This is a genomic window from Allocoprobacillus halotolerans, from assembly GCF_024399475.1.
In the GTDB taxonomy this organism is placed as follows: domain Bacteria; phylum Bacillota_I; class Bacilli_A; order Erysipelotrichales; family Coprobacillaceae; genus Allocoprobacillus; species Allocoprobacillus halotolerans.
In genome coordinates this window covers 1,344,675-1,366,734 of sequence record NZ_CP101620.1, presented here as the reverse complement: position 1 = coordinate 1,366,734, position 22,060 = coordinate 1,344,675, and the positions used below count along the sequence as shown (strand labels likewise).

Here is a 22,060-nt window from a genome sequence, read left to right as displayed (position 1 = left end):
CCTTTCCTTCCTTATTCTTGATTTAAAAACTGATATAATGCACCTACTAAATTAGCATCATTACGATAATAACATGGTTCAATGACTGGTTTGACATAATAGTCATTGTTTTCAAATATTTCATTATTAATTTCTTCAATATATTCAAAGAGAATAGGTTGAGCACTAATACCACCACCAATAACAAATTTTTCAGGATCTAAAACACATTGTAAACTATAAATGCGTTTCACTAAGATTCTTACAAAATCTTTAATGGCTTCTTGAACTTTTGAATGACCTTGATTGGCCATTTCAAAGATTTGCACACCATTATATTCTTGATCTGTACCAAGACACTTTTGCACACATTTTAACAAACCAAGAATACCATTGGTTGCCCACCAAAAATCTTCACCTTCTATTCCTTGAGAGAAAATCATTGAAAATTCTCCACCAAAGAAATGCTTTCCATATTGTACCTCACCTTGTGATATGACACAACCTCCAATAGCTGTTCCTAAAACAATGACAACACCCTCTTCAATGCCCTTTAAATTTCCAAAACCAAGTTCAGCTGCTCCTGCACATTTGGCATCATTACCAATTGTAATAGGACAAGGACAACGTTGTTGGAGTTTTTCTTTCATTGGAATCTCACGAATATAAGACAACACACCACCGGTAAAACAATAACCACTTTGAGGATCTAAGATACCTGGCATAGAAATAGCTATTCCTTCAATACAATCTTGATAGCGATCATAGAGCTGTCCTATTGTTTCAATAAAATGTTCTAAGGTATCTTGTGGTGTTGGTATTGAACCACGTTCTTCAATATGAGCCTGTTCATTCATCAAAGCATATTTAATAGAACTGCCACCCACATCCAAAACAAGATATTTCATTATAACTTTTCTCCATTACTTGCTATGACTTGTTTATACCATTCAAAAGAATCCTTTTTATATCGTGTTAAAGTTCCTGAACCATCATTATTTTTATCAACATAGATAAAACCATAACGTTTTTTCATTTCTCCAGTAGAGAAACTGACACAATCAATGCATCCCCATACTGTATATCCTAAAACTTCAACACCATCAACATCAATAGCTTTTTTCATTTCTATAATATGTTCTTTTAAGTAATTGATACGATATTGGTCGTGAACTTGATGATTTTCTTCTAAAACATCAATAGCACCAAAACCATTTTCTACAATAAATAATGGAATCTGATAACGATCATATAACCAGTTTAAAGTATATCTTAAACCTTTGGCATCAATTGGCCAACCCCATTTTGTTTTTGGAATATATGGATTATCACATAAATCAGTTGCTTCATTGTAGTCAAGATTTTCATTACCATCGCCTTTTGTCGCAAAAGACATATAATAACTGAGTCCAATATAATCAACACAACCTTGTTTTAAAGCCTCTAAATCTTCTTGTGTGATATCCATAGCATATCCTTTACGTTTAAAGAATGTTTGCATATATCCAGGAATTTTTCCTCGCACATGAACATCAACATACCAGAAACGTTTATGGTTCGCTCCAACGGCTTTCAACATATCTTCAGGATTGCATGAATAAGGATAAATCGGTGTCATTGCCATCATACATCCAACTTGTAAACTTGGATCAATTTCATGAGCAATTTTGACAGCTTTGGCACTGGCAATAAGTTCATATAAACTTGCCTGATAGACAACTTCTTCCTTATCTTCATCCTCTTTAAAAAGAATACCTGAATTTGTTAATACTGAAACTTCAGATTGATAATTCGCTTGATTGTTGATTTCATTAAATGTCATCCAGTATTTCACTTGATGATGATATCTTTCAAAACATACTCTCGCAAATCTTTCAAAGAATGTAATTAATTTTCGATTTCTCCAACCACCATATTTTTCTACTAATCCATAAGGCATTTCAAAATGTGATAAAGTAATAACTGGTTGAATATCATTTTTTAATAATTCATTAAATAAATCATCATAGAATTTTAACCCTTCAATGTTTGGTTGTTCTTCATCACCTTGAGGGAAGATTCTTGCCCAAGAAATAGATGTTCTAAAACATTTAAAGCCCATTTCTTTAAACAAAGCAATATCTTCTTTATAACGATGATAGAAATCAATTGCTTCATGATTAGGATAATATTCATTCTCATCAATCACTGGTGTGATTTTTCTTGGACTGGCATGGCTCCCTACTGTCATAATATCTGAAACATTAGGTCCTTTGCCCCCTTCTTTCCAACCACCTTCAACTTGGTGGGCGGCTACTGCCCGCCCCATAAAAAGTTATCTTGCATAACTATTCACCTTCGCCTGCTTGTTCAGCTTTGATGGCTGCTCTTGTACTTGCGATAACAAATGGTAAATAAATCACTGTACTAATAGCTACACAGACAAAACCAATCACTAATGCCATGACATTATTCGCTCCTGAACCTAAGAATGGGATCAAGAAACCTGGTGTTGTCCAAGCTACACTATAAGCAACTGGTGGAATAATTTTAATGACTTCAACACAGAACCAACCAAAGATATTACATACAACTGGTGCCAATATAAATGGCACAACATACATTGGGTTCATAACTAATGGGAACCCAAAGATAATTGGTTCATTGATATTGAACAATCCTGGTGCCAATGACATTTTAGCAATTTGATATTGTGCTTTGTTTTTACGTCCTGCAATAAACATCGCGATAATCAAACCTAAAGTCGCTCCTGAACCACCTGTATTACCAAATGCATCGTTGATTGAACCCCAGTTGACAGGATAAGGAGCACCCCATGCAGTTCCGTTAGCTGCCACATAAGCCAAGTTCATATTTTGTTGTTCAGTAAAGATCACTGAACGTAATGCACTTAATGTATTTGGACCATGAATACCTAATACCCATAAGAATTGTTGTACCACAACAAATGTTAAGATAGTACCCATTGAACTTCCTAAAGATGTTAACGGTGCTTGAATGACATTGTAAATTAACACTTGAATACCATCAGATGTAATATTACTAAAGATAAAGTTAATTAAACCTGTTAATCCAAGAACAATCATAATTGGAATTAATAAGTTAAATGATTTTGAAACAGCAGGTGGTACCATTGCCGGCATAGAAATTCTTAATTTAGAATTACGTCCTAAACGTGTTAAAACTTCTGCCACAAATAAACCAACAAATAAAGCAACGAATAAACCTTGTGCTCCTAAATAAGTTGTTGTTAAACCTGTACCTGAACCATCTTCAAAAGTTCTGGCAGCAGGATATAAAATGAAGTATGCAGATAAAGAAGTGACACCACATAAAACTTTATCTCCATCCATTTCTTCAGCTAACTGATAAGCTGTTAAAAAAGCAATTAAAACTGCTAGGATATTTGTTGTCCCATTAATAACTGAATTTAAAATAGCTTGATAATCAGCTAGATTTGGAATCAAATCTCCTAAATGAAGTAAACTCGCAATAAATCCACTTGGATCTAAGAAAACATAATTAATCAATAAAACCATTGACCCAGCCATTGTAAGTGGGAATGATAACGTAAACGCATCACGAACCGCAGCTACATGGCGCTGACCATTGATTTTGGCAGCAAATGGAACGAAATATTTTTCCATCGTTGCTTGCATCTTGTCCATAATTTTTCCTCCCTTATTCTGTTGTTTTGACAGATAATTTGAAACCGGTTTCTTATCTACGTCTGCATTATAGCAAAGCCAACTCAACAAAAAAGGGGTTTCCCCATTCATAACAATCATTCAATTCTAACAAAAAGTAACATTATTGTAACAATTTGTTACATCTCCATAGTCATCCCAGCTAATTTTTCAATAATGCTCATAGCCGGTAATTGTGAAGTTAATTCTCTTTCATTCACACGCTTTCTATTAATATAATAAGGAATCATTAAATCACTTAATCTCGATAATGTATTATTTTCCGTTGCACTTATCCCAATAATACGACAACCACTTTTTCGACATCCTTTTAACATTTCAATAGTTTCTACTGTTTCACCTGATACAGATAACGCCATAACAACACATTTTTCTCCGGAAAAAGCCATATTTGAATACGGATCTTTCACTGCCACAGATAACTTGCCATAGTTTGTAAAACATCTTGCTCCATACTCAGCCATAATCCCCGAATCTCCTATTCCAATAAACAAAAGAATATCAGCATTACCAATCATCATTGTCGCCTCAGTAAACTTTTCACGATAAAAAGGACTATCCAATTTTTCTATACAATGAATAATTTCAGCAAAGTCATATTTTTTCAACAACGATTTCTCTCTTAAATCATTTTTAAAGACATATTTTAATTCTTTAAATCCATCATAACCCAATTTTCTACAAAAACGTAAAATAGATGCTGTGGATGTAGAAACACCATCAGCCAGTTCGCGAATACTCATATAAGGAAATTCTAATTCATGGGTAATAATATATTCATAAATCTTCATATCCATAGCATTAAATTGTTTGATTTGTTCTTTTGTAAACATAATAATCACCTTTTTCATTATAACAAATTTTTCCTAAAAAACGATAATATTAGCATCTCTATTTTCTTTTGTTATAATCGTTTCGTTACTATTCACAGTCTGAAGACAAAAATTATTCATGAATTTCAAAATTCCAATTCTCTTTATCAAGATATCCTTAACAAACAAGCCTATGCCAATCTTTCTTCTTTACTCATGAATGACAAAGAAATTTTGCTTTCAATCCTTAATCAAACCCATACACACAATATTTTGGATATTCTTCCAAAAAGTTTTCAACCATCTGACTTATCACAAAATACAAAACAAAACTTGTGTTGCTTACACACTTTTTTGTGAAAATTTCCATGATTTAAAAATATTCATTTCTTAACTTCACATTATGAATATTTCTGTGAATAACTCTTTTCAACATATTGAATTACTTCAAATAACAAAGAACAAACTCATTTTTTCTCGTCAAATGATCTTATGTGTTGTTGGTGTCTTATTCTTATCTATAACTTTCATCTATTATATGAAATGATGGATAAAAGAGGAAAGGTATACTGGCTATCATTTATCATGAACTCCTTTATTATAATTCCTTTAATATTATTTAATTTAAGATCATATTTTTTGCACTGTGTCGTTGTTTTCATCCATTTATGATACAATATGCATAGCTTATTTAAGCAAATACAAGTATGCTTAAGTGAGTAACTATGCATTTGTGTCTGTGGTGGTCCTCTGTATAGTTACTCACTTAAGCAGAGAGGAGCACCACCATGAAAACTAAATATAAACGTAATTCTTCCAGGAGAAAAACACCTTGGGATAACCTAGACAAACTATCTCCTATGCAGGAATTTATAAAAAAGATATCAACAGGAATATGATAATAAGCATCCTGATATCTCTAATTCAAAGGAAATAACACTTTTGAATTCTTTTTCTGTTGACTGCTGTCGATTATGTAATTCTCACAACATTCACAAGCATGGACATACGAAAACAGGAATTCAACGATATTTTTGCAATGGCTGTAAGCATTCGTTTACTATCATTACCAATACGATTTTTGATAACCGAAAAATATTTATAACTGAATGGATAGAATTCTGCTTAGATATATTCCGTTATGAAAGTCTGAATGTGACATCAAAAACCAATAAAAATGCTAATACGACAACCAAATACTGGCTAAAAAAGTTGTTTCTGTTACTGGAAAATTATCAGGATGATATCATCTTAAAAGGTAAAGTCATGATAGATGAAACTTATTATCCAGTAGTCAGTTTAAAAAAGCAACTAAAAATGGAAAGCAGTTACGTGAACTGTCAAGAAATCAATATTGCATTGCCATAGGGTATGATAGAACGAATGTTTATGCCTTTCTTGAGGGTGTAGGAAAAACATCTCAAAAGAAAACAAAAGTAGCGTTTATAAATCATATTGCATCCAAATCACATCTTGTACACGATAAAGAAAAATCACATAAAATATTAATTAAAGAACTGGCTTTACCCGAAGAAAGTTATGATGCAAATGAATGCAAGAAATTAAAAGACAAAGACAATCCATTAAACGAAAAAAATCAACAATGCAGGATGTTACAAGGATTTCTAAAAGCACATAGTGGTTTTGATAGAGATGATTTGCAAAATTATCTAAATCTATATTCATTCATAATGAATCCACCAACAAACAAGCTGGAAAAAGTTGAAAAGCTATTGATTAGAGCAATAAACAACCCCAAAACACTTAAATATAGAGATGTATTTATTTCTAAAACCTGATAAAATGGTACTTTTTCAAATAAGAAAACCAACACGGTGCAAATTAGGATTTTTAATTTATGTATATATCTTTTGCATATGTTAACTTATCAATCCATGATTTCTTTATTAGCTATTATGAGCATTTTAATTATTCTTTGCTTGCGCATAGGTTATTTTATGATAAATCATCTTTCTCCAATCAATAGACTGTGTGATGATTTTTCATGATTTAATAGACAAAAAAATAATACCTATCCCATCACATCAAATGTACGATTCTCATACCCATTTCTACATCTATATTATAATCACAAACTCTGAAGATAGTATGCCTAAGGATTGACGTTTACCATTATTTTATCTATGAAAACCATAAACAAGATATACCAATCACGAAGATTAGATGTACCTTTTCTATTCTTTAAACCATTTTTTATTGCTTATCATATCATTGATAAGCAAACATTTATCAATGACCTTTAATTGAAGATTTTTTCATTGTATTTATCATCATTTTTGACTAAAATATTTATATGAGTATAGCTTTCAAAATACGATTGGAGGATAAATATGTTAGTAGAAAGATTGAATTTAGAAACAAATCATGTAGAAATGCTTGAATATATGGGTATTGTGCAATTTAAAGGAGATGATACGCAAGTTGATTTAACAGACGGTAAGAATTATTATGTTGTTGGAATCCATAATAATCTTTTAAAAATCATTGATGATACCCAGGACTATTATTACTATCTTCCTTTTGATGCTCATGATATTTCAAAAAAAGAAGGAATTTTTTCTGGTTTTTATATTATTGAAGATCCTACTGGAAAAATCAATGCGTTATTTACATCTTATAAAATTGAATTTGATAACAAACAAAAGAAGAATTCTAAAAAATTGATGCATCGTATTATTCAATGGAAATTGAATAAAAAGTAATAAAGCTATTACTGATAGAGGTACAAATGATATTATTTAATAAATTAAAAGATCATAAAAACTTTACGCATAATGAACTGATTGTTATTGAATTCATTTTAAAAAATCCAGAAAAAGTTATTAATTTAAGTGTTGATGAATTAGCAAAAGCCACTTATACTTCAACTTCTTGTATCGTGAGATTGACAAAAAAATTAGGTGTCAAGGGATATTCAGATTTTAAAATCAAGTTTGCATCAGAACTTAATTCCCTAGTTCTTAGTAAGAAACGTATTGAAATTAATATGCCTATTGAACAAGAAATTCATGAAAATGATATTCCAAAAAGATTCTATCAAATGTATCATCAAATCATTGCTGATGTGTACCATTCTTTAGATATTGATCAACTCAAAAATATTGCCAATCTCCTCTACCGCTCAGATGCCATTACTGTCTATGGGGTGGGTTCTTCATTATTAATTGCACAAGATTTTGTTCTTAAATGTCAAAAACTAAGACTCCCTATCTATTGCAATACTCAAATCGGATTTGAAAATGTCCATCGTTTCAAATCATCTAAAAATCCCATTGCTTTAATTATCAGTAATAATGCATCAAGTTCAAGAGTCAAGAATTGGGCTTTTGAAAATATTAATCTTAATATTCCCGTTATCTTGATTACTTCAAACGAGAAATCTTCTCTTATTAAACTTTGTAAATATGCAGTCATTTTAAATCATGGTGAAAATGATGTGATTAAACAAGGTGCATTTGCATCTAAAATATCTATGACCTTTCTATTAGATAACATTTATATGCTTCTCTTTATGAAAGATTATGAAGAAAATATCAATTATATCCATCATTTTGAAAATAAAGTGATTAAAGAACGTAATGATAGAACATAATACAAGACGACTTCATGAAAAAAATCTTCTTTATTTGAATAGACAAATAAAGAAGATTCATCTTAAGTGGTCTTTTTTATAATCCTTTTTCAGTTAATTCTCTAGCAATATCGTCTTTGATTGTTACACCTTCAGCTTCAAGCTGAGCAATCTTATCAGCAAATTGTGGTAAATACTTTTTATGAGCAATCAATAATTCATCCATAATACGTTTTCCTGTTGTCCCTGATACAACTTGTGGATTCAAAATAAATGCCTGAAGTAACAAATCATAATTACCTGTTACTGCTGCTTCTTCTACACACAATTCCATATTTTTCATGCATTGTAGCCATCCTCTTTCAGCTGGATGTAATTCTCCAAAAGCAATAGCCTTAGCTCCTATTGAGCCAATATATGCAGATACTTCTACTGTACAATCTGTTGGTAAATCTGGGATAGCTCCATTATTTTTTGTAGATACAACAATATGCGTATTTTTATTAGCATAAATAGATGCAATAGTTTCACATGCAGCGTCACTATAATGTGTTCCACCTCTTTTTGCAAGTTGTTCTGGCTTATAATTTAAATGAGGATCTTTATACAATTCAAAGAGTTCTGCTTCTGTTTGTTTGACTTGTTGTCCTCTTGTTCCAACCTGTGGATCATTATATTCTTCTAAAGCATGTGCTAACATTTCTTCTTGACGATAGTAATATCTATGATATCCACATGGAATCATTTGCATTTGATCTAATTGTTCTTTAAAAAATTTGACATTGAAAATATTTTTTGGTGTGCCATCATCTACATTTGGATCATAGATAGCATCAATCACTTTTTGTGTTATATCATGCCCTGTTGCATTATCAAATATTTTATGCCAATGGAAATGATTCAATCCAGCAAACTTATATGTCAAGTCATCTAATGATTTATTAATCATTTTTGGTTCTTTCATCATCGCTCCAACTGGTACATTACATAATCCAATGACTTTATCCCATTTTCCATATCTCATGACAGCTTCAGTTACCATTCCACTTGGATTTGTAAAATTAACAAGCCATGCATCAGGACATAATTCTTTCATATCTTTTACAATATCAAGAATAACCGGAATTGTTCTTAAAGCTTTAAACATTCCTCCAGCGCCATTGGTTTCCTGTCCTAACATCCCATATGACAATGGAATTCTTTCATCTTTAATACGAGCATTTAATAAGCCAACTCTAAATTGTGTTGTGACAAAGTCAGCATCTTTTAAAGCTTCTCTGCGATCTAAAGTCAAATGCACTTTCACATCATAAGGAGATGCATCCCACATACGTTGAGCCATTGTCCCAACGATTTCTAATTTTTCTTTACCATCTTCAATATCAACTAACCAGATTTCTTTGATTGGAAGTTCATCATATCTTTTGATAAATCCTTCCATTAATTCAGGTGTATAACTACTTCCACCACCAATAGTCACAATTTTTACAGGCTTCTTTTCCATCATTTTTCTCCTCGTATAATATGTATAGAAGTTTGAATTAAGGATTTCTCTTTTTAAACAACTGAGATATCTCAGTTGTTTAAAAAATCCTTGCTTCTACACTCTCTTTTAAGATAATAGTTTCGTTTTGAATCAAGGTTTTATTCTTTTCTCCTGCGGCCATCTTGTTATGTTCACTTCTAAAAGACTTAATCCTCTGTTCAAGGCGTACTTTATACCCGAATGAGTTTGTTGCAGCAGTGTATTCTCACTTGTCTCCGCATTTACGAGGTTGCGTTTGTCTTGATTTAGAGGTGCAATTCAAAACCATTTACATACTTTAGAAAGAAGGTCATTTTTTATGAAAAATTACAATTACAATCTTTATGTTGGCATTGATGTCTCTAAAGGCAAGGCTGATGCTGCTGTTCTGGCTGTCCCTGAATTAAGATCGGTCAAACCTCATTTCCTTAGAAAAAAATTATCTTTTAAGTTTATTAAATCTGAAGTTGTTGAGTTTTTAAATACTGTTAGAAAGTATTCCAGTGATCAGTACTGTCTCCACACTTATTTTGCTTTGGAAGTCACTGGCATATATTCTACTAATATCTACACCTTTATTAAACAAAACTGTAATAGCGATGAAGAAATCCATCAGCTTAATACGGATTTCGTTAATAAATGGAGAGAAAGCCATAATATATCTAAATCTGATCCTTTGGATGCTCAAACCATCTGTTCCATTATCGGTACTGATGATCAGGTCAAATATGTTTCAGATTCTGTTTTTGAAAACAAAAACGGATATCAAGATCTTAAGGCTCTCGTTCACAGACACTATCAGATTAAAAAACTCTATTCTCAGGAAACTAACCGTCTCATTGCCCTTTGTGATTGTTATTTCCCTGAACTTCAGTATGTTTTTGAACCTAAATCAGCTGCTTTCCTGGCTGTCTTATCTCAATATCCTACTTCGCATGATATCATAAATGCTTCCAAAAATGAAGTGTTTCATCTTGTTTACGAAGCAACTAGACATCGCTGCAGTATGGATAAGATTGATAAGCTTTTCAATTATGCTCAGGATACACTGGTTCCACATGTATCCGATCATATGAGATATGTTATTTCCAACACTGTTGAAAGCATCATCCATATTCGTACACAATTGAAACTGATTGAAAAAGATATCAGAAAGCTTGCTGCCACTTTTAATGTTTACAGTCTGCTGTTGACCATCACTGGCTGTGGTCCTTTGACTGCCGCTGTTATCATCGCTGAAACCGGAGACATCTTCAGATTCAAAAATGCTGATCATTATGTCTCTTACAGTGGTTCATCACCACGTAACAAGCGTTCTGGCAAGTCTGTGGAAATCATGGGCAAGATTTCCAAGAAAGGCTCAAAATACCTGAGACACGCTCTTTACATGATTGCCGAATTTGCCAGACGACATAATCCTGTTCTTAAACACTTATTTGAAAGAGTGAAGAACGGAAATAAAAAGCGTCATAAATTAGCGGTCATTGCAGTTGCCAATCGCATTGCCAGATATATCTATTCAATCATGAAAAACGAAAGCAGTTTTATAATCATGCATGAAAATATCATGCGATTACCAGAAGAAACCCGAAATACGTTCTTCAATTCAATATCTTTAGATTTTCCAAAGAATACCAGAAAACAGATTTATCAGTATTCTGATATCAATGGTGAAATCCATCGCTTTGTTTATAGGAACGAAGCAACGGAATCAGTAGCTTAAAAACAAAGAAAACCTAAAATGTAAGAGCTTTCAAACACTGAGTTTTGAGAAGTTGTTTTTAGTGCACCCAAAAATCCACTAAAAACATCAAAGAACATCGGATTGCTCCTCTAAATCAGGACAAACACTATTAAAATCATTTTTTTAAATTAATTATTGACATTTAATAGTTTGTCTTATTCTATTAATATCTTCTATAATCTTCAGGATTTAACAATGACGCTGCATCCTGATCAGCAATAATTGTAAAATTTGGATGTAATTTTAAGACAGTTGAAGGCAATTCATCACTTATTTCACTATCTAACATACGCTTCAAGATTTCTGCTTTTTCTTTTCCATTAACAATCATAACCAAATGTTTAACACGCATCAAACTTTTAGGTCCCATCGTATAAACATAAGGAATATTATCACGTGGACGATATGTTGGATTCACCTTCACTTGATCATCACGTAAAATTTTATAAGTATAGCTATCCATTGGTGTACAGCGTGGACAATTACTACAAAAATGTCCATCCCATCCTAAACCAATAACCATGACGTCTATACAGCCTGCATTTCTGATTTCTTCATCATATGTTTCCCAATTATCTTCAGTAACACAATGTATTTGTGAATCTGGAATATGAGCTGGCGTATAAAACAACTCATGCATTTCATCCCAAATAGGTCCATGCTCCTGTCCTTTCCATGGACCATCATCAAAAATATAATATTGAATATCCTTAAATTTATCTTGATCTTTCACATAAGGAATCATCATTTCATACATTTTTCTTGGAGAACGTCCTGATGTTAATGAAATATTAACACGTTTATCTTGCATCATTGCACCTAAAACAATATGCATGCAACTTTCACTCATCTTTTGTTCATTTTCTTCTATAATTAATTTCATATCGTTTCCCTTTCTATATATCCCAGAAAAACATCATCTGGGATATACTTTAAAAAATTCTCATCCATTGATTAATGATACAAACCATATATACAATAGCCACTATTAACCATGCGACCTTTTGTTGATAGAGAAATTCGTTTTTCTTATCAAATAAGCGATATATACCATAAGGCGTAAAAAGGAAAACCCATAAATATGTCCACATTTTTTCTTTTGTAAAACCATTAAACTTTTCTTCTTCAAAAGCACGACGATTCATTCTTTTTCTTATTTGAATAATATTTTTCTGTGTTTCTGTCAACTCTACTTTACTCATGTTTTTTCCTCTCATTTTATTGTTATGCGCTTTCTTCTATTGATGCCTGCTTATTTGCAACAAGTACAAATGGTGTATAAATCAAGATAGATAATCCCACACAAATAATTTGTGTAATTGCTGTTCCAATATGTCCTCCTGTAGCGAGGAATGCCATAATCCCAACAGGTGTTGTCCAAGGAACCTGGAAGGAAATCACTTGCGCAAAACCAATGGTTGTCATCCAATATGCAAAAGTCGCTGAAACAACTGGAGCAAGCATAAATGGTATCGCTAAAATAGGATTCAATACAATTGGTAATCCAAATGTCATTGTTTCATTAATGTTAAATACAGCTGGTGCAATTGATAATTTTGCAATCGTACGATAGTCATCACGTTTTGAGAACAACAAGATTGCTATTAATAAACCACCAGTAAGCCCTGCTCCTGTAATGATTGAAAAACAACTAATAAATCCTGTATTTAATATATTTGTTGGTTCAAGTCCTTTTGTAATAGCATCTGTATTTTCTGTTAATGCTAATAACATTGGTGCTGAATAAATAGCTCCTAAAGTTTGTGTTCCATGAATACCTACAACCCATAATAATGTAGATACCCAGAACAATAATAAGTATCCTGGTAATCCTGTCAATACTCCTGTAAGTGGTGCTTGGATCCACTTTGTAATCGCATCGTAGAAAGAATATCCAAAAACAGTATCAAATAATAATCCAATACCTGAAATAATGAAAATTGTGACAACTCCAGGAATCAATACATTAAATGCATTCGCTACATTGCTTGGTACAGTTTCAGGCAAAGAAATTTTAAGTTTTCCCCCTCGAACAAATCTCATATAAAGTTCACTAGAAAGAACACTTGAAATCATAGCCATGAATAACCCTTGTGCATTTGTATAATTCACTGCAAGTACATTTGCAACATCAAATACAATTCCATCATCATTTGTAGCTTGTACACTTGTAGCACATAATGTGATATAACAAGAAAGTGCGACTAAAGGTAATGTCATATCTTGTTGAAATCCATAATATCTCCCCAATTCTATGGCAATCAACACAATAAGTCCAATAGTCAAGAAATTTAATGTAGCATAATATGCAGCATTAAACATTGGATTTAAGTTTTCTAACCAACTAAACATTTCAAAGTTAGCTAAACTTATTCCCTTTTCATTTGGTGTACAGATAACGCTTGTAAACAAAACGCTAAATGCCCCGCAAATCGTGATTGGCAATAATGCTGTAAAAGCATTTCTAATTGCTGACATATAACGGTTTGTTTGTAATTTTTCTGCTACTTTTAAAATAGCTTCCATTAATTTGTCTTTCATTTTTCTTTTCCTCCTCTTCTAGGGCTATTATAAAAAACAAATGATAACGCTTTCAATTATTTGTCATATCAATGGCATTTTCTTTCAATATTTTCTCATTTTTGATTATTTTTTTAAAATTTTTTTCCAATTTTCCGTCATACTCTTGTATGATGAATCAAAACAATACAGTTTTTCTCTTGAAAATGATTGTTGTTTTTATGAATTTCTATATAATATGTTTAGGAGGCGATAAGCAATGGAAACACCTCATATACTTGTGGTAGATGATGAAAAAGAAATTACTGATTTGATTGAAATTTATTTAACCCAAGAAGGTTATATGGTTGAAAAAAGGTATGATGCTTTTACCTTGATTGAAGATATTGTCAAGTATCAAATTGATCTTGTGATTTTAGATATTATGATGCCTGAAATTGATGGCATTCAAGCTTTAAAAATGATTCGTGAACAATATAATATTCCTGTGATTATTGTGTCAGCCAAAACAGCTGATTCGGATAAGATTGAAGGCTTACTGACTGGTGCAGATGATTATGTCAGCAAGCCATTCAATGCGATGGAACTTGTTGCCAGAGTGAAATCACAATTACGTCGTTATCATGTTTTAAATAAACCTATCAATCATTCTTCTCATTTAATTGAGGCTACTGATTTAATCATTGATACACAAAAGAAATTAGTGACTTTGGATGGAACGCCTTTAGCTCTTACAAGAATCGAATATGAAATTCTTGTTTTATTAGCTAGTCAACCAGGAACAGTCTTTTCTATTGATGATATATTTGAAAAAATCTGGCAGATGAAATCAAATAATTCTAATAATACAATTATGGTGCATATTAGAAAACTAAGAGAAAAAATAGAAAGGCAGCCTAGAAATCCTCGACATATTAAAACAGTCTGGGGCGTAGGTTATAAATTTGAACTATGATTCAAAAATTACAAAGATTATTTATCAGTAGTTTTCGTTGGCGTTTATTTATTAATATTATTGTGGCTTATTTTATAGCTTTTATATGTGACTCGGCATTAATGATTATATTTGAACATACGAATTTCTTCGACTTACCTTATGAATGGTTATACATTTTTGCGTTTTTGATTTCTTTATTAATATTTTTAGTAACTTTCTCTGATTTAATGAACATTACTTTAAAGTATATCGATGTTTTAAGTGGTACGATTCAAAAGGTTACAGCTGGTGACTATGAAGTTGAAGCACCAATTAAATATGATGATGAATTAGGGTTATTAGCTGCCAATATTAATGCTCTTGCAAAAACTTTAAGTGATAAAGAAAAAGAAAGTGAAATTCTTAAAGAAAATGAACGTATGGCTTATGATGCTGAAAGAAATGCTGAAAAGCAGAAAAATGATTTGATTACAAATGTGGCACATGATTTACGTACTCCACTGACAACAATTGTTGGTTATTTAGAATTAATTAAAAACAATCAACAATTAACAAAAGAAGAAATCCAAAAATATTCTAGTGTGGCTTATGAAAAATCCAAAAGATTACAAAGTATGATGGATGATTTATTTGAATTTACAAGCTTAGATCAAGCTAATGTTAAAGTACATATGACAACAATCAATATTACAGAGTTAGTTTTACAGATTGTGGATGAATTTTATCCAACATTTCAGGAACATCACATCACCCCAGAAGTGAAAATCAGTCAAAACAATTTATTTATTAAAGGTGATGGTCAGTTAATTGCGAGAGTTTTTGATAATTTATTATCTAACGCTGTTAAATATGGTGAAGATGGTAAAAAGATTAAGATTGAAGTTTTAAATGATGATGAAACAGTCACTATCAAAATTAGGAATTATGGTAATCCTATTGACAGTGCTGATTTACCTTATATATTTGATAAGTTTTATCGTAGTGATGCCTCACGTTCTTCTTCAACAGGAGGAACAGGTTTAGGATTAGCGATTGCGAAAAATATTGTTCAAATTCATAATGGAGAAATACTAGCAACCAGTCATAAAGATAAGACAACGTTTGTTGTGATTTTACATAGATTACAAGTAAATGAATAAAAAATTTTTAATAAAAATAAAGATTGCAATTTATGCGTCGAAAAGGTACAATGACTTCAAAGTGAGGGATAGACAATGAAAGCATATCAAGAGATGAATCAAGATGAATTAAAAACTTTACATCAACAATTATCAAAACAATATCAAGACATGAAAGATTTGCATTTACAGTTAAATATGGCACGTGGAAAACCTGATTTTTCACAGGTTGAACTTTCTATGCCAATGTTAGATACAATCAATAGTCATTATGATTTTTCTAAACAAAAGGATTATTGTAATTATGGGATCTTGGATGGTATTGATGAGGCCAAGAAGTTCTTTGCTGATATGGTAGAAACAACACCTGATCAGATTATTGTTTATGGCAATTCAAGTCTAACAATCATGTTTGATCAAATCAGTCGTGGTTATACACATGGTTATTTAGGAAATACACCTTGGTGTCGTTTGGATAAAATTAAATTTTTATGTCCTGTACCAGGTTATGATCGTCATTTTGCGATTACTGAACATTTTGGTTTTGAAATGATTCCAATTCCAATGGATGATAATGGTCCCGATATGGATTTAGTAGAAAAATATGTTCAAGAAGATGAAAGTGTAAAAGGAATCTGGTGTGTCCCACAATATGCTAATCCATCTGGAATTACATATAGTGATGAAGTCGTTGAAAGATTTGCACATTTAAAACCAGCTGCTAAAGATTTTAGAATTTTCTGGGATAATGCCTATGTCGTTCATCATCTTTATAATGATAAGCAAAGTCATGTCAAAGATATTTTAAAAGCTTGTCAAGATGCTGGTCATCCTGATATGGTGTTTGAATTCTGTTCAACTTCTAAAGTCACTTTCCCAGGAGCTGGTGTGGCAGCGATGGCAACTTCTATGAATAATAAAAAAGATACATTAAAACATATGACTGTACAATCTATTGGTCATGATAAATTGAATCAGTTAAGACACGCTAAGTATTTCCAAAACTTTGAAAGTTTAACTGAGCATATGCAAAAACAGGCTGACTTATTAAGACCAAAGTTTGAAATGGTTATTGATATTTTTGAAAAAGAATTAGCTGATTTACAAATTGGAACATGGACAAAACCATTGGGTGGATATTTTATTACTTTTGAAGCACTTCAAGATTGTGCCAAAGACATTGTTCAAAAATGTAAGGAGGCTGGTGTCATTTTAACAGATGCTGGAGCAACTTTCCCATATGGAAAAGACCCACATGATTCTATAATTAGAATTGCACCTTCTTACCCACCTTTAGAAGAATTGAAACAGGCAACTGATCTTTTTGTCCTATGTGTAAAACTTGTTAGTGTTGAAAAATTATTAGAAATAAGATGAATCTGTGGATTCATCTTTTCTTTTGAAATAGGAAATATGAAAAAAATCAAATTTTCGTTCAAAAAATATTGACTATACTCAAAAAAATTGATATATTAAATAAGCACTGTTGGGATATAGCCAAGCGGTAAGGCAACAGACTTTGACTCTGTCATTGCGCTGGTTCGAATCCAGCTATCCCAGCCATGTTGGAGGTTTAGCTCAGTTGGGAGAGCATCTGCCTTACAAGCAGAGGGTCAGCGGTTCGAGCCCGTTAACCTCCACCATTTGCCGGCTTAGCTCAATTGGTAGAGCAACTGACTTGTAATCAGTAGGTTGAGGGTTCAAGTCCTTTAGCCGGCACCATATACGGGGAGGTAGCGAAGTGGCTAAACGCGGCTGACTGTAACTCAGTTCCTTTCGGTTCGGTGGTTCGAATCCGCCCCTCCCCACCATCTTTTGACCCGCTAGCTCAGTCGGTAGAGCATCTGACTTTTAATCAGAGGGTCAGGCGTTCGAGTCGCCTGCGGTCACCATTAAAAACTGATATATGCCCAGGTGGCGAAATTGGTAGACGCACAGGACTTAAAATCCTGCGGACCTTAAAATCCGTGCCGGTTCGACTCCGGCCCTGGGCACCATTTCAAATGCGGTGTAGTTCAATGGTAGAACTTCAGCCTTCCAAGCTGACTACGTGGGTTCGATTCCCATCACCCGCTCCATTTATAAAACGCTTGAATAGCTCAGTTGGTAGAGCAATCGGCTGTTAACCGATCGGTCGTAGGTTCGAGTCCTACTTCAAGCGCCATTTTTGTGGCCTGTTGGAGAAACGGTTAACTCACATGCCTTTCACGCATGCATTCACGGGTTCGAATCCCGTACAGGTCACCATATGAAAACAAAGCGATCGAAAGATCGTTTTTTATTTATATAAGCACATAATTTGTGATATGTTGGATTCATGTTATAATATGAAACAAGAAAAGGAGCGATAAATATGATACTCGATGAACTTAAACAATATAGACCTTACTCTATTTCCCCAGGATACCATAGTGACCAAATTCTTTACGGTCAAAAAGAATCTCTTGAACTTATTGAAGGAACAACTTATCCATATGAATATGAAACAGCAAAAGCCATTCAAAGCATTGTCCATAGCGTTGACAATGAAGATGATGTTTATCTCTTTATTCATGAACAGTCTTTATTGTTTCAAATGATTCACGCAAACCAAAAGGAAGCCTATCTTGAATACTCTTTACATGACCAACGTTTTATTATAGCCACAACTCAACAACAAAACGATAGTCTCTATCGTTTACTTTTCATTGCGATTAACTATATTTATAACCATTATCAAATTGAATCCTTTGAAGACATTTATACAAACTGGCGACAACTCAAAATGTCAAACCATCATCAGGGTAATAATTGGGATGCCAATGAATATAAATATGTTTTACATATCGCTCAAAGCCTTATTCAATTATTAAAAGATATTCTCCAACAACACGATTGTTTTCTATCTTTACATTATGATTCCGTAGAAGAACTCATGCAACATCTCCATATTACCTTTAATACCCAATCATTAACACCAACTTATTTATTTCAAAATGATCCTCAACAACTTTTATTAGACTTACAATCAAAACAACAAATTTATCAATCTTTATCTTCTTCATCTTATACAATTTTAGATATATGTCCTCTTTATTCCAAACAAGAAAGACAAAAACTCCCTTTATTTCTTCAAGAATCTATAAAAAGCAACGAACAACTCTATATGCAAAATCGTGAATATTTAGATCAAAATGATTTTGATTTAATCAAATCTTTTCAAAGAGGAAAAACATGGTCATGTTTATACTATGGGCCTTCTGGTACTGGAAAAACAACCAAACTGCTTTGTATTGCTGGAGCGTTGGGTTTACCATCTTTAAAAATGGTTGGAAGTCGTTCGATTGATGAATCCACTTTATTTGGTAAATATGTTTTAAGAAATGGTGAAACTGTTTTTGAATATGGTCCATTAAGTTTAATGATGAAGTATGGAGGAATGTTTATCTTTGATGAAATTAATATGGTGGATAGTGATATTATTTCATCATTGAATGATGTTTTAGATGGTACAAAACAGAAAATCTTAGATAATGGTGAAATCATTCATGCACATCCTTTCTTTAGATTTGGGGAAAGTATGAATATTGGCTATACTGGAACAAATGAAATGAACCTCTCTCATAAATCACGCATTCAAAATAAAATAAAAATCAGTCAATTACCAATTGATAAAATGGCTCAAATTATTATCAAAGAAACAGGAATTGAAGCTATTATTGCAAGAAAGATGGCAACATTACTCGATGCTTTCCATAATGTGATTATCAATGAAGGAAACGAAACAACGCAAAGAATTGATTTAAGAACTTTATTAAACTGGGCAAATAAAACTGTTGATTTAGATGGTGATGTGATTCGTGCCAGCCTTGTCACAATCATTTCAGAATTAGCTGAAGAAGATGATGAAATACTAAATTTAGAAGATGCTCGTCAAATTCTTGCGACAAATGGTCCTGCTTCATCAGTTATGTCTTTAATTGTTCATGAATTTATGCAACAGAAAGATGAAATATGATAACGTCTGAATTAAAAAGCAAACTCAAAAAAGATACAGTTTTATATGCACGTATGCCCATCCATCTCCAAATTGATGAAAGTATTGAACATAGTTCTAAGATTCAAAATCATCATGGATATATTACACTTGGTGAAAAAGCACCTTATCGTTATCTAGCAAACTTCCATCCTCAAGGCTACGAAATGGTTATGGAAGGATTATTATTCCATGAATTGGCCTCATTACTTTATAGTAATTTTTCTATTTTATCCAAGACTTATGAAGATGCCAAAGAGACACTGCATCAAACCAATCATGCTACCAAATATTTTTTAGATCAAAAAATAGCTTATCCTGATCTAAAAAATATTCTCACAAGGTATGTATATCAAACCAATTTACCACTTGTCTTAAAAGCCATTGAAGAAGGTGCCATAGAGAATGCTTTAGGAATAGAATATCCTGAAACATGGAATGCATTAATGTATGCCAGACAAGCTATCATCAACCATTTTATGCAAAGCGAACAATCCAAACAAGATACAACCTTTTTAATGGATAAAATCATCAAAGAAATTATGGTCATTTGTACTTATGGTTATCGTTTTCAACTCAATCAAAGTATTATCTATTTACCTCATTACTTACCTGAAAGTTTTGAAGACATTAGAAAACTTGCTATTAAAGCTCGTTTATTAACACACAATACCAAAGAACGTTTAAAACTTGCACAAGATATTTTATCGTTATGTCAACCTATTATGGATGAAACGGTGAAAGAAATTTTTGATACAATTCAAAATGGTTCTAAGATTGCTGGTGTGACACAAAGTCTTTTCTCTCAAATGGCAAGTGAAATTGCTGTTCAATTTCAAAAAGGTTCATCCTCTCAAGACAAACCTCAACAAACTCCAACAAAATATCAGCTTGATCTTTCAGAGGAAGATTTTAGACGTATTGAATCACTTGAAAACGAAGCTGAAAAAACACAGAATCATCAAATCTTACAAGAGATTCATAGACGTGAAGAAAAACAAAGGAAACAACAAGAAAAATCTTTTCAATCCAAAACATATCAATCCACTATTGAACAATCGATTGTTTTATCCCCTTTAGAAAGAACAACCCCTACCCAATATGGAGCGATTGCTTTAAGAAGTCAAAATGAAAGTATTATAAGAAGTAATAAACTAGCCAGATTATTTAAACGTGAAAGAATGTATGCTTCCAAAAGCCAAACCAAACATAGATTGGATTATGGCAAGCAATTAGATCAACAAAATCTCTATCGTGCCACATTGGATGGTCGTGTATTTAAAGAACATAAGCAAGGTAAGAAAAAAGATTTATGTGTCTATATTCTTGTGGATACAAGTGAATCTATGAGAGGTGAAAAAATCATCAATACCATGAAAGGTTGTTTTGAACTTGCGAGAGTTTTACAGACACTTAAAATTCCTTTCTGTATTTCTGCACATAAAGCCTTAGGACAAACACAAGTTCAACTTACAGAAATCATTGCATTTCAAGATTGTCAAAAAAGATATTTATTAAATTGCATTTATGCAATGCATACATCTGGTGGCACACATGAAGATATTGCTTTAGAATATGTTCTTAAAAAACTTGCCCAATACAAAAGACATAGAAAAGGTTTTGTCTTTGTTTTATCTGATGGTGATACCCATGGTGTTGAGCATATTCATGAACTGACTCGACTCTATAAAAAAGATAAAGATATAGATGTGATTGGAATTGGTATTCAAACTGCTCCTTTAATTACACAAACTTATCCCAATGCTTTATTTATTGAAGATATTGAAACCTTACCTGATATGTTAATCCAAAAACTTAAAGATATTGCAATCTAAAATAACATACAAACACATTATAAAAATCAATATTACCCTTATCGCTATCCATATATAAGGATAGCGTTTCAATAAACGTGAATAAGCATATTCTATATTTGTAATACGTTTATCTCTCATCCACAAAGCATTACATAATATAGCTAATCCCCATACCATAAAAACAATAACATTCCCATTCCAATTCATAAACAAAAATATGCCTGTGATAGCTATCAATATCCATTGTATTTGTATAAATATATGATTTAATTTCATCATTTTCACCTCTTATAC

Annotated in this window: 16 protein-coding genes, 9 tRNA genes and 1 pseudogene; 18 read left to right on the top strand and 8 right to left on the bottom strand. The window is 32.3% G+C overall.

All coding sequences use genetic code 11. From position 1 onward, the window contains the following. Nucleotides 1–11 precede the first annotated feature (11 nt). The 4 genes and pseudogenes from NMU03_RS08130 to NMU03_RS08115 form a co-directional block, all read right to left on the bottom strand. On the bottom strand, nucleotides 12–887 hold the full coding sequence (locus tag NMU03_RS08130; protein WP_290142134.1) for an ROK family protein: 876 nt from the start codon (nucleotides 885–887) through the stop codon (nucleotides 12–14). After that, nucleotides 887–2,310, bottom strand: a pseudogene (locus tag NMU03_RS08125) (6-phospho-beta-glucosidase). The gene NMU03_RS08130 and the pseudogene NMU03_RS08125 overlap by 1 nt, the downstream one beginning before the upstream one ends. Continuing rightward, on the bottom strand, nucleotides 2,307–3,647 hold the full coding sequence (locus NMU03_RS08120; protein ID WP_290142130.1) for a PTS sugar transporter subunit IIC: 1,341 nt from the start codon (nucleotides 3,645–3,647) through the stop codon (nucleotides 2,307–2,309). Before NMU03_RS08120 ends, NMU03_RS08125 begins: the two are co-directional and overlap by 4 nt. Nucleotides 3,648–3,805: 158 nt before the next feature. Next, nucleotides 3,806–4,519, bottom strand: coding sequence for a MurR/RpiR family transcriptional regulator (locus tag NMU03_RS08115; protein WP_290142129.1), 714 nt, complete (start codon nucleotides 4,517–4,519; stop codon nucleotides 3,806–3,808). 921 nt (nucleotides 4,520–5,440) lie between these two features. Here NMU03_RS08115 and NMU03_RS08110 point away from each other — a divergent pair. The 3 genes from NMU03_RS08110 (at nucleotide 5,441) to NMU03_RS08100 (ending at nucleotide 8,111) form a co-directional block, all read left to right on the top strand. After that, nucleotides 5,441–5,866, top strand: a complete 426-nt coding sequence (locus NMU03_RS08110) for an IS1/IS1595 family N-terminal zinc-binding domain-containing protein (RefSeq protein WP_290142128.1) — start codon at nucleotides 5,441–5,443, stop codon at nucleotides 5,864–5,866. Nucleotides 5,867–6,849: 983 nt separating this feature from the next. Continuing rightward, a complete protein-coding gene (locus NMU03_RS08105) occupies nucleotides 6,850–7,221 on the top strand; it encodes a hypothetical protein (RefSeq protein ID WP_290142126.1) in 372 nt (123 codons plus the stop codon). A gap of 26 nt (nucleotides 7,222–7,247) precedes the next feature. After that, nucleotides 7,248–8,111, top strand: coding sequence for a MurR/RpiR family transcriptional regulator (locus NMU03_RS08100; RefSeq protein WP_290142125.1), 864 nt, complete (start codon nucleotides 7,248–7,250; stop codon nucleotides 8,109–8,111). A 76-nt stretch (nucleotides 8,112–8,187) separates the two neighbouring features. Here the strand turns inward: NMU03_RS08100 and NMU03_RS08095 are convergent, their stop codons facing one another. Continuing rightward, nucleotides 8,188–9,594 carry a 6-phospho-beta-glucosidase gene (locus tag NMU03_RS08095; protein ID WP_290142124.1) on the bottom strand — a complete coding sequence of 469 codons (1,407 nt, stop codon included), beginning with the start codon at nucleotides 9,592–9,594 and terminating at the stop codon, nucleotides 8,188–8,190. Between the two features lie 340 nt (nucleotides 9,595–9,934). Between NMU03_RS08095 and NMU03_RS08090 the strand changes: the two genes are divergently transcribed. Continuing rightward, nucleotides 9,935–11,338 carry an IS110 family RNA-guided transposase gene (locus tag NMU03_RS08090; RefSeq protein ID WP_290137705.1) on the top strand — a complete coding sequence of 468 codons (1,404 nt, stop codon included), beginning with the start codon at nucleotides 9,935–9,937 and terminating at the stop codon, nucleotides 11,336–11,338. Between the two features lie 184 nt (nucleotides 11,339–11,522). Here NMU03_RS08090 and NMU03_RS08085 read toward each other — a convergent pair whose 3' ends face one another. From NMU03_RS08085 to NMU03_RS08075, 3 genes are read right to left on the bottom strand one after another with little or no spacing between them, the layout of a single operon-like run. After that, a complete protein-coding gene (locus NMU03_RS08085) occupies nucleotides 11,523–12,242 on the bottom strand; it encodes a 6-phosphogluconolactonase (RefSeq protein WP_290142123.1) in 720 nt (239 codons plus the stop codon). Between the two features lie 49 nt (nucleotides 12,243–12,291). Continuing rightward, nucleotides 12,292–12,561 carry a hypothetical protein gene (locus tag NMU03_RS08080; RefSeq protein WP_290142122.1) on the bottom strand — a complete coding sequence of 90 codons (270 nt, stop codon included), beginning with the start codon at nucleotides 12,559–12,561 and terminating at the stop codon, nucleotides 12,292–12,294. A 22-nt stretch (nucleotides 12,562–12,583) separates the two neighbouring features. Continuing rightward, complete coding sequence (locus NMU03_RS08075; protein WP_290142120.1) at nucleotides 12,584–13,900, bottom strand: PTS sugar transporter subunit IIC; 1,317 nt, start codon at nucleotides 13,898–13,900, stop codon at nucleotides 12,584–12,586. Between the two features lie 238 nt (nucleotides 13,901–14,138). On the opposite strand from NMU03_RS08075, the gene NMU03_RS08070 reads away from it, so the two are divergent. From NMU03_RS08070 to NMU03_RS08005, 14 genes are all read left to right on the top strand, one after another. Next, the gene (locus NMU03_RS08070) at nucleotides 14,139–14,834 is read left to right on the top strand and encodes a response regulator transcription factor (protein WP_290142118.1); all 696 of its coding nucleotides are present in this window, start codon (nucleotides 14,139–14,141) and stop codon (nucleotides 14,832–14,834) included. Then, nucleotides 14,831–15,955: a sensor histidine kinase gene (locus NMU03_RS08065; RefSeq protein WP_290142117.1), complete on the top strand. Its 1,125-nt coding sequence runs from the start codon at nucleotides 14,831–14,833 to the stop codon at nucleotides 15,953–15,955. The genes NMU03_RS08070 and NMU03_RS08065 overlap by 4 nt, the downstream gene beginning before the upstream one ends. A 75-nt stretch (nucleotides 15,956–16,030) precedes the next feature. After that, nucleotides 16,031–17,311, top strand: coding sequence for an aspartate aminotransferase type Ic (locus NMU03_RS08060; protein WP_290142116.1), 1,281 nt, complete (start codon nucleotides 16,031–16,033; stop codon nucleotides 17,309–17,311). A 110-nt stretch (nucleotides 17,312–17,421) separates the two neighbouring features. Further along, nucleotides 17,422–17,497: transfer RNA gene (locus NMU03_RS08055), tRNA-Gln, on the top strand. 4 nt (nucleotides 17,498–17,501) lie between these two features. Then, nucleotides 17,502–17,577, top strand: a tRNA-Val gene (locus tag NMU03_RS08050). 3 nt (nucleotides 17,578–17,580) lie between these two features. Further along, a tRNA-Thr gene (locus tag NMU03_RS08045) sits at nucleotides 17,581–17,656 on the top strand. Nucleotides 17,657–17,661: 5 nt separating this feature from the next. Beyond that, nucleotides 17,662–17,745: transfer RNA gene (locus NMU03_RS08040), tRNA-Tyr, on the top strand. Nucleotides 17,746–17,751: 6 nt separating this feature from the next. Beyond that, nucleotides 17,752–17,826, top strand: a tRNA-Lys gene (locus NMU03_RS08035). A gap of 16 nt (nucleotides 17,827–17,842) precedes the next feature. After that, nucleotides 17,843–17,931 (top strand) — tRNA-Leu (locus NMU03_RS08030). Between the two features lie 8 nt (nucleotides 17,932–17,939). Further along, nucleotides 17,940–18,012 (top strand) — tRNA-Gly (locus NMU03_RS08025). Nucleotides 18,013–18,022: 10 nt separating this feature from the next. After that, nucleotides 18,023–18,098, top strand: a tRNA-Asn gene (locus tag NMU03_RS08020). A 7-nt stretch (nucleotides 18,099–18,105) separates the two neighbouring features. Next, a tRNA-Glu gene (locus NMU03_RS08015) sits at nucleotides 18,106–18,181 on the top strand. 106 nt (nucleotides 18,182–18,287) lie between these two features. After that, nucleotides 18,288–19,931, top strand: a complete 1,644-nt coding sequence (locus tag NMU03_RS08010) for an AAA family ATPase (RefSeq protein WP_290142115.1) — start codon at nucleotides 18,288–18,290, stop codon at nucleotides 19,929–19,931. Next, on the top strand, nucleotides 19,928–21,784 hold the full coding sequence (locus NMU03_RS08005) for a vWA domain-containing protein (protein WP_290142114.1): 1,857 nt from the start codon (nucleotides 19,928–19,930) through the stop codon (nucleotides 21,782–21,784). The genes NMU03_RS08010 and NMU03_RS08005 overlap by 4 nt, the downstream gene beginning before the upstream one ends. Nucleotides 21,785–22,060 lie beyond the last annotated feature (276 nt).

Excerpts from the sequence above, each read along its gene's own strand:
- NMU03_RS08130 (WP_290142134.1), bottom strand. The coding sequence starts at position 887 with ATGAAATATCTTGTTTTGGATGTGGGTGGCAGTTCTATTAAATATGCT.
- NMU03_RS08120 (WP_290142130.1), bottom strand. The coding sequence starts at position 3,647 with ATGGACAAGATGCAAGCAACGATGGAAAAATATTTCGTTCCATTTGCT.
- NMU03_RS08115 (WP_290142129.1), bottom strand. The coding sequence starts at position 4,519 with ATGTTTACAAAAGAACAAATCAAACAATTTAATGCTATGGATATGAAG.
- NMU03_RS08105 (WP_290142126.1), top strand. The coding sequence starts at position 6,850 with ATGTTAGTAGAAAGATTGAATTTAGAAACAAATCATGTAGAAATGCTT.
- NMU03_RS08100 (WP_290142125.1), top strand. The coding sequence starts at position 7,248 with ATGATATTATTTAATAAATTAAAAGATCATAAAAACTTTACGCATAAT.
- NMU03_RS08095 (WP_290142124.1), bottom strand. The coding sequence starts at position 9,594 with ATGGAAAAGAAGCCTGTAAAAATTGTGACTATTGGTGGTGGAAGTAGT.
- NMU03_RS08090 (WP_290137705.1), top strand. The coding sequence starts at position 9,935 with ATGAAAAATTACAATTACAATCTTTATGTTGGCATTGATGTCTCTAAA.
- NMU03_RS08085 (WP_290142123.1), bottom strand. The coding sequence starts at position 12,242 with ATGAAATTAATTATAGAAGAAAATGAACAAAAGATGAGTGAAAGTTGC.
- NMU03_RS08080 (WP_290142122.1), bottom strand. The coding sequence starts at position 12,561 with ATGAGTAAAGTAGAGTTGACAGAAACACAGAAAAATATTATTCAAATA.
- NMU03_RS08075 (WP_290142120.1), bottom strand. The coding sequence starts at position 13,900 with ATGAAAGACAAATTAATGGAAGCTATTTTAAAAGTAGCAGAAAAATTA.
- NMU03_RS08070 (WP_290142118.1), top strand. The coding sequence starts at position 14,139 with ATGGAAACACCTCATATACTTGTGGTAGATGATGAAAAAGAAATTACT.
- NMU03_RS08065 (WP_290142117.1), top strand. The coding sequence starts at position 14,831 with ATGATTCAAAAATTACAAAGATTATTTATCAGTAGTTTTCGTTGGCGT.
- NMU03_RS08060 (WP_290142116.1), top strand. The coding sequence starts at position 16,031 with ATGAAAGCATATCAAGAGATGAATCAAGATGAATTAAAAACTTTACAT.
- NMU03_RS08010 (WP_290142115.1), top strand. The coding sequence starts at position 18,288 with ATGATACTCGATGAACTTAAACAATATAGACCTTACTCTATTTCCCCA.
- NMU03_RS08005 (WP_290142114.1), top strand. The coding sequence starts at position 19,928 with ATGATAACGTCTGAATTAAAAAGCAAACTCAAAAAAGATACAGTTTTA.